Source organism: Vibrio sp. dhg, assembly GCF_003443775.1.
Taxonomy (GTDB): domain Bacteria; phylum Pseudomonadota; class Gammaproteobacteria; order Enterobacterales; family Vibrionaceae; genus Vibrio; species Vibrio natriegens.
The window spans coordinates 1,328,321-1,341,677 of record NZ_CP028943.1 but is presented as its reverse complement, the minus strand read 5'-3'; the positions used below and the strand labels follow the sequence as shown (position 1 = coordinate 1,341,677).

The 13,357-nt window shown below is 44.7% G+C and carries 11 protein-coding genes; 3 read left to right on the top strand and 8 right to left on the bottom strand.

From position 1 onward, the window contains the following. Positions 1 to 263: 263 nt before the first annotated feature. The 7 genes from pheT to thrS form a co-directional block, all read right to left on the bottom strand. On the bottom strand, positions 264 to 2,666 hold the full coding sequence (pheT, locus tag DBX26_RS06205; RefSeq protein WP_118118273.1) for a phenylalanine--tRNA ligase subunit beta: 2,403 nt from the start codon (positions 2,664 to 2,666) through the stop codon (positions 264 to 266). Between the two features lie 18 nt (positions 2,667 to 2,684). Then, positions 2,685 to 3,668, bottom strand: coding sequence for a phenylalanine--tRNA ligase subunit alpha (pheS, locus tag DBX26_RS06200; RefSeq protein ID WP_014231614.1), 984 nt, complete (start codon positions 3,666 to 3,668; stop codon positions 2,685 to 2,687). Between the two features lie 378 nt (positions 3,669 to 4,046). Then, positions 4,047 to 4,856 (bottom strand): helix-turn-helix domain-containing protein, encoded by an 810-nt coding sequence (locus DBX26_RS06195; RefSeq protein ID WP_020333032.1) that lies wholly within the window; start codon positions 4,854 to 4,856, stop codon positions 4,047 to 4,049. A gap of 640 nt (positions 4,857 to 5,496) precedes the next feature. Beyond that, the gene (gene rplT / locus DBX26_RS06190; RefSeq protein ID WP_004727974.1) at positions 5,497 to 5,850 is read right to left on the bottom strand and encodes a 50S ribosomal protein L20; all 354 of its coding nucleotides are present in this window, start codon (positions 5,848 to 5,850) and stop codon (positions 5,497 to 5,499) included. 40 nt (positions 5,851 to 5,890) lie between these two features. Then, complete coding sequence (rpmI, locus tag DBX26_RS06185; protein ID WP_005377932.1) at positions 5,891 to 6,085, bottom strand: 50S ribosomal protein L35; 195 nt, start codon at positions 6,083 to 6,085, stop codon at positions 5,891 to 5,893. 120 nt (positions 6,086 to 6,205) lie between these two features. Further along, positions 6,206 to 6,757 (bottom strand): translation initiation factor IF-3, encoded by a 552-nt coding sequence (gene infC, locus DBX26_RS06180; RefSeq protein ID WP_076633413.1) that lies wholly within the window; start codon positions 6,755 to 6,757, stop codon positions 6,206 to 6,208. 3 nt (positions 6,758 to 6,760) lie between these two features. Beyond that, positions 6,761 to 8,689, bottom strand: coding sequence for a threonine--tRNA ligase (gene thrS / locus DBX26_RS06175; RefSeq protein ID WP_118118271.1), 1,929 nt, complete (start codon positions 8,687 to 8,689; stop codon positions 6,761 to 6,763). 318 nt (positions 8,690 to 9,007) lie between these two features. Here thrS and DBX26_RS06170 point away from each other — a divergent pair, with 318 nt between their 5' ends. Then, positions 9,008 to 9,994, top strand: coding sequence for a DUF3187 family protein (locus tag DBX26_RS06170; RefSeq protein WP_118118269.1), 987 nt, complete (start codon positions 9,008 to 9,010; stop codon positions 9,992 to 9,994). Positions 9,995 to 9,999: 5 nt separating this feature from the next. Here DBX26_RS06170 and DBX26_RS06165 read toward each other — a convergent pair whose 3' ends face one another. Beyond that, positions 10,000 to 10,743, bottom strand: a complete 744-nt coding sequence (locus tag DBX26_RS06165) for a sporulation protein (protein ID WP_065302246.1) — start codon at positions 10,741 to 10,743, stop codon at positions 10,000 to 10,002. Positions 10,744 to 11,271: 528 nt separating this feature from the next. On the opposite strand from DBX26_RS06165, the gene hutC reads away from it, so the two are divergent. Together hutC and hutI are read left to right on the top strand one after the other, a co-directional pair. Beyond that, on the top strand, positions 11,272 to 11,979 hold the full coding sequence (gene hutC / locus DBX26_RS06160) for a histidine utilization repressor (protein WP_020333030.1): 708 nt from the start codon (positions 11,272 to 11,274) through the stop codon (positions 11,977 to 11,979). 127 nt (positions 11,980 to 12,106) lie between these two features. Next, complete coding sequence (gene hutI, locus DBX26_RS06155) at positions 12,107 to 13,357, top strand: imidazolonepropionase (RefSeq protein ID WP_118118267.1); 1,251 nt, start codon at positions 12,107 to 12,109, stop codon at positions 13,355 to 13,357.

Below are 13,357 nucleotides of genomic sequence, written 5' to 3'. Positions count from 1 at the left end.
AGTTAAATTGGGAACGTTTGCAAAATTAGCATAGCCACAATTAATTTCCTAGTTTTCCACATATTTTAAGTAGCCATAGTTGAGGTAGGTCTTGTTTTTAGACCCGATAAAGTCCATTAAACCCCATTATCTTCACTGTCAGTTGGGAACGTTCCTTATTTGTCATGCTCGCTTATTTTGATTTACTGACTGAAAGTATAAAAAAACCCTGCCAAGTTGGCAGGGTTTTTAAACACTCTAATTAGAGAAGAGTTGCGATACGCTTAGTCACGTAGAGTTGCACCAAACTTCTCAGATACGTGAGCAACGATAGCTTCTACCGCACCCGCGATGTCTGCATCTTCAAGCGTGCGCTCTACTGATTGTAGAGTCAGAGCGATTGCAAGGCTCTTCTTACCTTCTTCAACGCCTTTACCTACGTAAACGTCGAATAGTTTCGCATCTTTCAGGAATTCGCCACCCTGCTCTAGGCAAGCATTAACAATGTCACCTGAAGCAATTGCGTCATCCACTACTACCGCGATATCACGACGGTTTGAAGGGAACTTAGAAAGCGCGACTGCTTCTGGAATCACTTTAGCGTTAATTGCAGACCATTCGATTTCGAATACGATAGTGCGGCCGTTTAGACCAAACTTACGCTCAAGCTCTGGGTGAACCGTACCGATTACACCTACTTCTTTGCCATCTACGATGATTGCTGCAGATTGACCTGGGTGAAGTGCTGGGTGCTTCGCTGCTGCGAAAGAGTACGCTTTTTCGTTAGCAGAAAGCTCAAGAATCGCTTCTAGATCACCTTTAAGATCAAAGAAATCAACTGTGTTAGTCTCGATGTCCCAGTGCTCTTCGCTACGAGTACCAGCGATAACACCTGCTAGCATAGGCTCTTGACGCATACCGTTTTCAGCAGATTCACATGGGATGAAACGCAGACCGTATTCGAATAGACGAACGCGTGGCTGTTGACGTTTCTGGTTGTGAACAACCGTGTTCAACAGACCTTGGATAAGACCAAGACGCATTGCTGACATATCTGCTGAAATTGGGTTTGGAAGCACTAGCGGCTCAACACCCGGAACGACCAGTTTTTGTTGCTCAGGCTCGACGAAGCTGTAAGTAATTGCTTCGTGGTAACCACGGTCAACAAGAAGATCACGAACGCGTTTCAGTGGAAGATCCGCTTCAACGTGGTTGTGCATCTTAAGCGCTGCCGCTGGGTGCTGGTTTGGAATGTTGTCGTAACCGTAGATTCGGCCAACTTCTTCAATCAGATCCTGCTCGATAGCGATATCGAAACGCCATGTTGGAGCAATAGCAACCCAACCTGCTTCACCGTTTTCAAGAACAGAAGCTTCAACCGTTAGACCAAGACGCTCTAGGATTTCTACAACGTCAGCATCTTCGATGTGGTGACCTAGTAGGTTGTCTAGCTTCGCGCGACGTAGTTCTACTTTGTTTGGCTTAGGCAGGTCAGCTTCAGACTCAACCGCAACAACAGGAGCCACTTCACCGCCACAGATTTCAACAAGAAGTGCTGTTGCACGCTCCATTGCGCTTGCTTGAAGTGCGTAATCCACACCACGTTCATAACGCATTGAAGAATCAGTATGCAGACCGTAGCTACGCGCGCGACCACGGATGTGGTCAGGTGCAAAGAACGCACACTCAAGTAGCACGTCTTTAGTTTCTGATGTTACACCAGAACCTTCGCCACCAAAGATACCAGCAATAGCGAGTGCTTTGTTGTGGTCAGCGACAACTAAAGTATCTGCGTTTAGCTCTGCTTCGCTACCGTCAAGAAGTGTTAGCTTCTCGCCTTGCTCAGCCAGACGAACAACGATGCCGCCTTCGATCTTCGCCAGGTCGAACGCGTGCATTGGTTGGCCTTGCTCAAGCAGTACGTAGTTCGTGATGTCTACTACAGGGTCGATAGAGCGAATACCACAACGACGCAGTTTTTCTTGCATCCAAAGTGGAGTTTCAGCTTGAACGTTTACGTTCTTAACCACACGGCCCATGTAACGTGGACACGCTGCTGGCGCTTTTACGTCGATAGATACTGTATCTTCAATAGAAGCAGCAACGGCTACTACTGCAGGTTCAGTTACATCAGCGCGGTTAAGTACGCCTACTTCACGAGCCATACCACGGATGCTGAAACAGTCAGCGCGGTTTGCTGTTAAGTCTACGTCTACCGTTACGTCGTTTAGACCTAGGAATTCGCGGAAATCAGTGCCGATAACTGCGTCTTCTGCCAGTTCCATGATGCCGTCTGATTCTACGTCGATACCTAGTTCAGTGAATGAACAAAGCATGCCGTGAGATGGCTGACCACGTAATTTTGCTTTCTTGATTTTGAAATCACCAGGAAGCACTGCGCCTACTGTTGCAACTGCAACTTTTAGGCCTTGACGACAGTTAGGCGCACCACAAACGATGTCCAGAAGTTCTTCTTCGCCCACATCGATTTTAGTTACGCGTAGTTTGTCTGCATCTGGGTGTTGACCACATTCAACAACGTGACCAACTTTAACGCCAGTGAATGAACCTGCTACAGGAAGAACGTCGTCTACCTCAAGGCCGGCCATTGTAATTTGGTGAGTTAGCTCGTCAGTAGTAACCGCAGGGTTTACCCACTCACGAAGCCATGATTCGCTGAATTTCATGTTAATGAACCCTCTGGATTACTTGAACTGTTTTAGGAAACGAAGATCGTTCTCGAAGAACGCACGCAGGTCGTTCACGCCGTAACGAAGCATCGTCAGACGCTCAACACCCATACCGAATGCGAAACCAGAGTATTTTTCAGGATCGATGCCTACGCTACGTAGTACGTTCGGGTGAACCATACCGCAGCCTAGAACTTCTAGCCATTTGCCGTTTTTACCTTTCACGTCTACTTCTGCTGAAGGCTCAGTGAATGGGAAGTAAGATGGACGGAAACGTACTTCTACTTCCTCTTCGAAGAAGTTACATAGGAAATCGTGCAGAATGCCTTTCAGCTGAGCAAAGTTTACGTTCTCATCAACCAGCATACCTTCCACTTGGTGGAACATTGGCGTATGCGTTTGGTCGTAGTCGTTACGGTATACACGGCCCGGAGCGATGAAACGGAATGGTGGTTTACCATTTTCCATCGTACGGATCTGTACGCCTGACGTGTGAGTACGAAGCATCAAATCTGGGTTGAAGAAGAAAGTATCGTGATCAGTACGCGCTGGGTGATCAGCGGCAATGTTTAGCGCATCGAAGTTGTGGAATGCATCTTCGATCTCTGGACCAGACTCAGTGTTAAAACCAAGTTCGCCAAAGAACTTCTCAATACGTTCTACAGTGCGAGTTACTGGGTGTAGACCACCATTTTCAATACGACGACCTGGCAGGGTTACGTCGATGGTTTCAGCAGCAAGTTTTGCTTCAAGCTCGGCGCGTTGTAGCGCGTCTTTGCGAGCAGCGATTGCTTGCTGAACGGCACCTTTCGCTTTGTTGATCTCTTGACCAGCTTCACGGCGCTCTTCTGGTGGTAGTTTGCCTAGGCTTTGAAGCTGAGCAGTTAGCTCACCTTTCTTACCTAGATACTGAACACGCACTTCATCAAGTGCGACTAGCGATTCGGCAGCTTCAATTGCAGTGCTTGCGCTAGCAATGATCTCTTCTAGATGTTGCATCGTTTCCTCATCTACCTGTTGGTAGTATCCATAAGGGAGTGATTGGTTTTTTGATAGCTGTACATAGTAGCCAAACCAGACACCAATGCCAAATTGAATTACGAAAAGAAGAGGTTATTGAATAAAAAGAACACAAAAACGCAAAAAAAGCAGTGTTGTTATTAAATTGAGCCGAATTCATCTGAGTTGATTACGGAAAATGAAACTCGAACAATACGTGATTTTCACAAAGAACAACTAATCAAAGGGAAACCGTAAACATTCACAGCGAGAGTATTTCGAAGCTGCAGCAAGATACCGCTACTATTTCAAACCAATGTCTATTTCAGACATCCCATGGTTTAAGAAATAGTAGAGATACCAACAAGCGAAGAATAGTTAAATAGATAAACTCGGTTTTTCACCCGCGGATGCAATCGCATAGCGAATGTCGTCAATAAAATGCGTGTTTGTCTCAGTAATGCCATCAGAGAATGTGACAGGCTGATGCGGGCCAGCCAATACGACGATGTTGGTGAAATCCGAAACGTCATAGTTCTCTGCGACAACATTCTTTGAATGGAAATCAAGCACTGTCTTGGCGACGATGTCTTCAAGCTGTAAAAGCTGCTCTTCTGTAATCTTCATCCTTGCCAAAGCGACACGGACACAGTTCTCAGCGGCAATGGCCTGCTTTTTAATGATTTCTGTGTATTTATCGTTAAGCTTCGAGTTCTCAGCATAGCTGTAAAAAAGCGGACCATGCAGGGTAATATTGTTCTCTTCATCAACATAGACGAGATCCAACAGCTCAAGAGCCTTGAGATAATCAGACATGCTCTGTTTAGACAGCTCATACTTTTTCTTCAAAATAGAGTAACCGTCTTTACCACGTAGCATCCTTAACTCACGATAAAAGTCGTAAAGGTGTGGGTATTGGAAAAACACTTCATCTTGAGTGCGGCTGAAGTAGTCTTCGTCTTCACCTTGAAGCTGGTCTGCTAGCTTTTGCAGTTCATCTAACGTGCAATCAATGGCTCTGCAGTATTCGAGTAATTTATCTAGAGCCAGGTTGGTACTGGTTAAATGTCTTTTAAAAGTGGACAACGGCATGCCCATTTTTTCAGATAGCTCTCGATATGTTAGCCCTTTTGTCTTAATCGCTTGTCTTAAAGCGGCTAGCAAATACTCGGGAGTCAAATCTCTCATCTACGATTCCTTTTTGGCAAAGTTACAGCTGCACAACATTTGTAACAACTTAGAATCACTCAGCTAGTGAATAGTTCATATTTTTATCATAAAAATATGAATTAATATACCGCCCCTTACATTCGCATGACAAATGGCGCATTGAAAAATGCTGTTGATTTCATTATTCCCAACAAATCTTATTGATAATAAAAACAAATAAATTCAGCATTTATTTAGACACTTACAACATTCCGTTCATAAACTTCAGAATGTTACACCATAGAAATTATACCATTTCAGAATGTTACACTTTACCCACCCAAAACAAAAAATGAATAATAATTCACACGATGTGCAGTAAAATACAATTTATCAATCTAGGGGAAATTGCCCGCGGCCCCTCCCCTTTACGACATTAAAACCGTGGACTTTGGTAAAACCATCATCGAATTGGATTAACCTACTATGGCAAGCGTAGAACTTAGCAGTTGGACTGAGTAATGGCTTTCACCTGCTCACAGACAAGTATGGTATGACAGCTGGAGAGACGATAAGAGCAGTAGAGATAAGGGAATTGAGAGAAATATGAGGGATTGGCTTTTAGAGGCAATAAAAAAGGAGAGCTAATGCTCTCCTTTTCTTAAACCTAAACTGCTAATTAAAGAGCAGCTTTCGCTTTTTCAACTAGAACTGCAAATGCAGCTTTGTCGAATACTGCGATGTCCGCAAGGATCTTACGGTCGATCTCGATAGATGCTTTCTTAAGACCGTTGATGAAACGGCTGTAAGATAGACCATTTTGACGAGATGCCGCATTGATACGTGCAATCCAAAGTTGACGGAATTGACGTTTCTTAGCGCGACGGTCACGGTAAGCGTATTGACCAGCTTTAGTAACTGCTTGGAAAGCTACGCGGTAAACACGTGAACGCGCACCGTAGTAACCTTTAGCTTGTTTTAGAACTTTCTTATGACGTGCACGAGCTTGTACACCACGTTTTACGCGAGGCATTATGCTTCTCCTAAACTAAACGATTGATAACTATAAAGAATTAAGCGTATGGCAACATACGGATTACTGCAGCCACTTCACATTTAGGAAGGATTGCATTTGGACGTAGTTGACGCTTGTTCTTAGTAGTACGCTTAGTCAGGATGTGACGTTTTGTAGCGTGCTTGTACTTAATACCACCAGCAGTTTTCTTGAAACGCTTAGCAGCACCTTTGTTGGTTTTCATCTTAGGCATGATGAATAACTCCGCATTGTAGTAGTTTAATAAACAATGTAATTAGGGCGAACAAAACCCAACCGCTAACCTTCTATCAAAGGGAATCGGCTAGGTTTTAATTACTTTATGAGCCGTTAATTACTTCTTTTTAGGGGCTAGCACCATGATCATCTGACGACCTTCAATACGGCTAGGGAAAGATTCAACTACAGCTAGTTCTGCAGTATCTTCTTTCAAGCGGTTTAGAACGTCGACACCGATGTCTTGGTGTGCCATCTCACGGCCACGGAAGCGAATTGTTACCTTCACCTTGTTGCCTTCTTCTAGGAAACGCACCAGGTTGCGTAGTTTTACCTGGTAGTCTCCAATATCAGTTCCAGGTCGGAATTTTACTTCCTTGATCTGAATCTGCTTTTGCTTCTTCTTCTGCTCTTTCGCAGCCTTGCTCTTTTCAAAGAGGAATTTACCGTAGTCCATCACACGACAAACTGGCGGCTCAGCGTTAGGACTAATCTCAACAAGATCCATACCTGCTTCTTCAGCAGCAGCAATCGCTTCTTGGATCGATACAACACCAACTGATTCACCGTCAGCGCCTGTTAGTCGAACTTCACGAACGCCACGAATTTCACCGTTTAAACGGTGTGGGTTTTGTTTTACCGGCTGTTGGCCGCGTCTTCCGCCTTTAATAGCTTATTCCTCCAGATTGAGCTTACGGCTTGAAATCTCGTCTTGGATGTAAGAGATAAAATCATCCACCTTAAATTTACCGAGATCTTTACCTTTACGAGTACGCACTGCAATTTCGCCAGCTTCCATTTCTTGGTCACCAACGACAAGCATATACGGTACACGCTTCAAAGTGTGTTCGCGGATTTTAAAGCCAATCTTCTCATTTCTCAAGTCCGCTTTAGCTCTAATTCCACTTTTTTGTAATTTTTGTACTACTTCTTGAACATAATCTGACTGTTTATCAGTAATATTCATAAGAACAGCCTGTTCTGGTGCCAACCAAGTTGGGAAGAAACCAGCATATTCTTCGATAAGGATACCGATGAAACGTTCTAGGGAACCTAGAATTGCACGGTGAATCATTACCGGAACTAGACGTTCGTTGTTTTCACCTACATAAGTTGCACCTAAGCGACCAGGTAGGTTGAAGTCTAACTGAACCGTACCACACTGCCATGCACGATCTAGACAGTCGTATAGCGTGAATTCAATCTTAGGACCGTAGAATGCACCCTCGCCTTCTTGAATCTCGTATGGAATTTCCATTGATTCTAGAGAAAGTTTCAATGCTTCTTCAGATTGATCCCAGATTTCATCAGAACCTACACGTTTTTCTGGACGAGTAGACAGTTTCACTACGATGTTGTCGAAACCAAATGTTTGGTACGTATCGTAAACCATCTTAATACAGCTTGTTACTTCCTCTTGGATTTGGCTCTCAGTACAGAAGATGTGAGCGTCATCCTGAGTAAAGCCACGTACACGCATGATGCCGTGTAGTGCGCCAGATGGTTCGTTACGGTGACATGAGCCGAACTCTGCCATACGTAGTGGTAGATCACGGTACGATTTTAGACCTTGGTTAAAGATCTGAACGTGACCTGGACAGTTCATTGGCTTGATTGCGTATTCACGGTTCTCAGAAGAAGTTGTGAACATCGCATCTGCGTATTTGTCCCAGTGACCAGAGCGTTCCCAAAGAACACGGTCCATCATCAGTGGGCCTTTTACTTCCTGATAGTCGTACTCGTTTAGTTTGTCACGAACGAACACTTCTAGATCACGGAAGATAGACCAGCCATTGTGATGCCAGAACACCATACCCGGTGCTTCTTGCTGCATGTGGAACAGGTCTAGTTGCTTACCGATTTTACGGTGGTCACGCTTCGCAGCTTCTTCAAGGCGAGTTAGGTGAGCCTTAAGTGCTTTCTTATCGTGGAAAGCCGTGCCGTAAATACGCTGAAGCATTTTGTTGTCGCTGTTACCACGCCAGTAAGCACCCGCAACATTCAATAGCGTGAAATGTTGACAGAAGCCCATGTTAGGAACGTGAGGGCCACGACACATGTCGATGTATTCTTCATGGTGGTAAAGACCTGGACGATCATCACGAGATACGTTTTCGTCTAGGATTTCCACCTTGTATGGTTCGCCACGTGATTCAAACGTATCACGCGCTTCCTGCCAGCTTACTTTTTTCTTAACAACTTCGTACTTGGTCTTCGCCAGTTCTTTCATACGCTTTTCAATCTTCTCAAGATCTTCTTGCGTTAGAGACTCGTCTAAGTCGATGTCGTAGTAGAAGCCGCTATCGATGGTTGGACCGATCGCCATTTTAGCTTGTGGGTAAAGCTGCTTTAGAGCGTGACCAAGAAGGTGCGCACATGAGTGACGAACGATTTCCAGACCGTCGACTTCATCTTTTACTGTGATGATCTCAAGGCTTGCGTCTTCTTCAATTAGGTCACACGCATCAACACGGTTACCGTTAACACGACCAGCGATAGTTGCTTTTGCAAGACCAGGACCGATCGATTGCGCAACTTCCATTGTAGATACTGGGTTGTCAAATAGACGCTGACTGCCGTCAGGAAGAGTAATAATAGGCATGCTATGTCCTTTACAGTGGTGTTGCATACCAAGCAACACATGTTATTCAAATTTAGAAGCTATTTGTTGGAAAATAGTTGAATTCGATGAAGGTCTCTCGGTAATACGAATACCGGACCATTATCGGAAGAGCAGATTGTACCTAGCTCACAATTAGAATGCAAAGAGCGATTTACTCTGTCATTTAATCTTCACCCTTCGGTCGCTAAACACAAGCAAAAATGGTTAACACAAAGAAAAGAAAATAAAAATCGGAAACCAGAATGGAAATTTAACACTATATTTACATTAATGAGTCATTTCCGTTTAGGTATTCATATGATCAAAATGAGATGGCATCCTACCCTATTTTGCACTGTTGTATGTTTCTCAACCCCTGCATTGGCCGCCAATGACTTTTATGGCCCGCTCCGCGCCTACGCTCAATCACCGATACAATCGGTTAGCCACACTAATTACTTACGCTCAGGATTTAGTTTGCCTTCGGATTACATTGAAGGTTATGCATCAGCCACAATAGCCAGTGTCTGGGCTCATACGGATGAGTACGCTTTGGATTATTACCATAATCAGGTCGAGGTTGGTGGAAAATGGCAAATCAGCAGCCGCTGGCAGTGGGAACTCAACTATCGCTGGGTATTTGAAGCCGATAACCATCTGGATGGTCTTACGAGAAAATTCCATGATTTATTTAGTATCGATCAAAATGGACGAGACGAAGTTGGCAAAGGTCGCTCTTACATATCAATGCCCCAATACGGCGTTTTTGAGGACGACTTTAGCAGAGAAACCATCGCCAATAATATTTCCACTTACGTCCAATACCAGATATTTCAAAGCAAACAGCATGGCCTGTCGCTTGGTGGCAGCCTTTATTACGACAAGGTTACTCACGGCACTTTTAAAGGAAGCAGTTTTGAACAAGGTTTTCAGGTCAACTATAGCTATCTGAATAGCGACCATGCCATTTATTCAATGATAGGAATGACCTTTCGTCCTGACGACCGTGCAATGCTCAACTTACCCTATCGAAAGAACACGGCTGCAATTTCAGCAGGCTATCGTTACTCCCTTGCCGAAAATCACCATATGATCATTGAGTACCACTGGTACCAAGGTTCAGCTGCAGGCCCGGACGAATTTGCCGATGCTGCCAAAGAGATTAAAGTTGGCTATCGCTACCTAATGCAAAACTCTGCTTTGGAGCTCATCGCTATAGAGAATGTGGGAAACATGGACAACAGTACCGATATCGCATTTACGATTGGCTATCGGTACTTATTTAGGCCGGGATCAGACAGCTGATCCAATTATAAACTTAAAGTTGGAGCAATCGCTGCGGCGACTTGAGCATCTGTCGCACTGATCGGCAAAGTAAATGAACGATACTGGTCGCCAGACAAGCTGAGCGAACGGTCGATTTCTGCTAAACAGTGGATGACTTGCCCGTCTAAAATGAAGGAAAGTTCAATTTCTTTCGAAGTAATGAAGCCATTATTACGGAACTCCAATTCCTGATAGATACCTGAGCGAGAAGAGAAAGAACCGCCGCGCAAGAAACCTTTTTCAACATCCGCTTTCACCATTGAAAATCCGGCTTGTTCGATCGACTGAATGACTCGTGATACCACTGGCAGTGGCTTAACTTCAATATAGTCGCGGTCACGCGGGTCCATCGCGAAGTCAATATCTAAGGTTGTTTCTAACCAAACGTGGCACTGATTTTTTAACGCGTTGACCAGAGTAATGGGTGTTTCATCATGTAACTTCAACTGAAACGGAACTTGCTTTTCTTCATTGGCCTGAATCACAAAAGGCTCAACAGCTTTCAGCTGATCAAGCGTAAACGTCTCATATCTGACGCTGTCATCCACTTCTACTTTCATTTCCGTATTCAGTTTAATGGTGATTGCGTCAATGCGCTGTTCTACATCGCCACCAATAATTTGGACATACCCTGTAAGCGTTGAACCCTGGTAAACACTCATCTCGTCCAAAATGGTATCCACTTTTGCCGAACCAATACCTAATGATGCTTTTAACTTTTTAAACATTTCTTCCCTTACGTCTCTATCATTTTTATTTTGATTGTGACCTATTTACACAATTGCTTCGTGCGCTTCAAGTTATATACCCAAATGACTTCAAGATGCAGGATTCAGAGCGTTGTCACTGATACTAGTTCAAGGAAAATAATGAAGCGGAATAGCAAGCTCTTTCCAAGTTATTTGACGCAGAAATTGTGTCAGTGACACGCTCCCGAAGGGCGAGTTGTCTTGACTCACAGCCTTTGTTAACGATTTTTGATTTAGTACCACTAGATCTTCAAATCGTTGCCGCGTCTGAAAGCCAAGTCATTCTCGCTGAACCAAGCATCTCGAGGTTATTTGGGTATAGACAACAAGAATACGGGCTATTTCCCTTATCGATGAAAAATAACCACGCGGCTCCAACATTCATCATCAGAGTCGCTCACGCAATGCTGTGACTAATCCAGCCATATTGATACCCGTTGGAGAGAACTGTTTGCTATTTTTCCTTAAATTGAGCACTATTTGTATAGTCAATTAAAGGAGCTCATTATGTCTGCGCCACTCTACATGCAAATTAAGCAATTTATCCTCGATAAAATTGAAACCGGAGAGTGGATGACCGGACAACGTATCGCAACCGAGTTCGAATTAACGGAACAATTTGAAGTCAGTAGAATGACCGTGAACAAGGCGATTCGAGATCTCGTGAATGAAGGCAGACTTCAACGTCGCCCGCGGCTTGGCACATTTGTCTGTGATCCGGTTGAGAAATCGGAGTCACCATTGCTAGACATCCGCAATATTGCTGCAGAAGTGAGGGACCGCGGCCGTGAGTATCGCAGCAAGGTTCTAAAACAGGTCGCGATTAAAGCCGATGCGACCATCGCAACAAAACTTGGCGTGATGCTGGGCACCACCGTATTCTACAGTGAAATTATCCACTACGAAGACAGCACGCCAATTCAGTTGGAACTGCGCTGGGTCAACAGCCAATATGCGCCAAGCTACCTGGACCAAGACTTTACTCATATCACGCCTAATCAGTTTTTGTCAGACAACTGCCCGCTCAGTGCCATCGAACACACTGTGGAGGCTATCGTTCCTGACAACCGCATAAAGCTTGATCTCAATATGTCATCTAACGAGCCTTGTCTTCTCCTAAACCGAAGAACCTGGAGCCAGGATAAATTGGTCAGCACGGCTTTACTTTACCATCCAGGGAATAAATACAAACTGAGTTCCAAAGTACTGATTTAAACGAGTGGGAATAACAATCCTCCTACTCTTCGATCACACCTTTACAACATCAATCTTGTCATCGATACTTTCTTGTTATACATATTTGTATATACATTTAAAACTACAAACCAAATAGGATATAAAAATGGACTTGCTGATTGAAAATGCGCGTCTGGTCACTATGACGCAAGGGGAAGCAGGATATCTGCCTACATCACCTGCGCGTGTCGGGATTCAATCTGGGAAAATCGTCGCCATCAGTACTCGTGCCTTTGGTGAGGACGATCCTCAGATCGAGTCACAGCTAGATCCACAGCTCTACCCTCAAAGTTTCGATCTGCAAGGCAAACTGATGATGCCGGGTTTGATTGATTGCCATACTCACCTTGTTTATGCAGGCAATCGCGCGAACGAATTCGAGATGCGTTTAAACGGTGTGCCGTATCAGGAGATCGCTCAACAAGGCGGTGGTATTCTCTCGACAGTAAAAGCAACAAGAGCGGCCACTGAGGAGCAACTCGTCGAACTCGCACTCCCTCGTTTAGACGGGCTGCTCGCTAGTGGCGTGACTTCAATAGAAGTGAAATCAGGCTACGGGTTAACACTCAATGACGAACTCAAAATGTTGCGTGCCGCAAAAGCGCTGGAGCAAGAACGAAAGGTTAAGATAACTACTACGCTGCTTGCTGCGCATGCACTACCACCAGAGTTTGCTGGTCGCGCGGATGACTATATTGAACATATTTGTCAGGACATCATCCCACTCGTTGCAGAAGAAAAGCTCGCCACCAGCGTCGATGTTTTTTGTGAATCTATCGGCTTTAACCTAGAGCAGACAGAAAAAGTGTTTGCCACAGCAAAACAACACGGCTTAAAAGTAAAAGGCCACACAGAACAGTTATCTAACCTTGGTGGCACCGCGCTTACTGCACAGTATAACGGCCTCTCTGCCGATCATATTGAGTTCCTCGATGAAGAAGGTGTTATCGCGCTTTCAAAATCAGACACGGTCGCAACCTTACTGCCTGGTGCGTTCTACTTTTTACGTGAAACGCAACTGCCACCGATTGAATTACTGAGAAAGCATCACGTACCGATGGCGATCGCAACTGATGTTAACCCAGGTACATCACCATTTTCCGATATGACCCTGATGATGAACATGGCGTGTACCCTATTCCGTCTGACGCCTCAAGAAGCACTACGAGGTGCAACCCAACATGCGGCAAAAGCATTGGGCTACGAAGAGTCTCGAGGAGCGATAAAAGTTGGCTTTGATGCCGATTTCTCGATTTGGGATATCGACCATCCAGCAGACCTTAGCTACCAAGTCGGTGCAAAACGTCTGGTAGGTCGTATAGTAAATGGTGAATACATTGCACATGGAGGCCTTTAA

What these genes read in the sequence shown, in the direction of transcription:
- rpmI (WP_005377932.1), bottom strand. Translation starts at nt 6,085, where the DNA reads ATGCCTAAGATGAAAACCAACAAAGGTGCTGCTAAGCGTTTCAAGAAA.
- hutC (WP_020333030.1), top strand. Translation starts at nt 11,272, where the DNA reads ATGTCTGCGCCACTCTACATGCAAATTAAGCAATTTATCCTCGATAAA.
- rplT (WP_004727974.1), bottom strand. Translation starts at nt 5,850, where the DNA reads ATGCCTCGCGTAAAACGTGGTGTACAAGCTCGTGCACGTCATAAGAAA.
- pheT (WP_118118273.1), bottom strand. Translation starts at nt 2,666, where the DNA reads ATGAAATTCAGCGAATCATGGCTTCGTGAGTGGGTAAACCCTGCGGTT.
- thrS (WP_118118271.1), bottom strand. Translation starts at nt 8,689, where the DNA reads ATGCCTATTATTACTCTTCCTGACGGCAGTCAGCGTCTATTTGACAAC.
- DBX26_RS06165 (WP_065302246.1), bottom strand. Translation starts at nt 10,743, where the DNA reads ATGTTTAAAAAGTTAAAAGCATCATTAGGTATTGGTTCGGCAAAAGTG.
- pheS (WP_014231614.1), bottom strand. Translation starts at nt 3,668, where the DNA reads ATGCAACATCTAGAAGAGATCATTGCTAGCGCAAGCACTGCAATTGAA.
- hutI (WP_118118267.1), top strand. Translation starts at nt 12,107, where the DNA reads ATGGACTTGCTGATTGAAAATGCGCGTCTGGTCACTATGACGCAAGGG.
- DBX26_RS06170 (WP_118118269.1), top strand. Translation starts at nt 9,008, where the DNA reads ATGATCAAAATGAGATGGCATCCTACCCTATTTTGCACTGTTGTATGT.
- DBX26_RS06195 (WP_020333032.1), bottom strand. Translation starts at nt 4,856, where the DNA reads ATGAGAGATTTGACTCCCGAGTATTTGCTAGCCGCTTTAAGACAAGCG.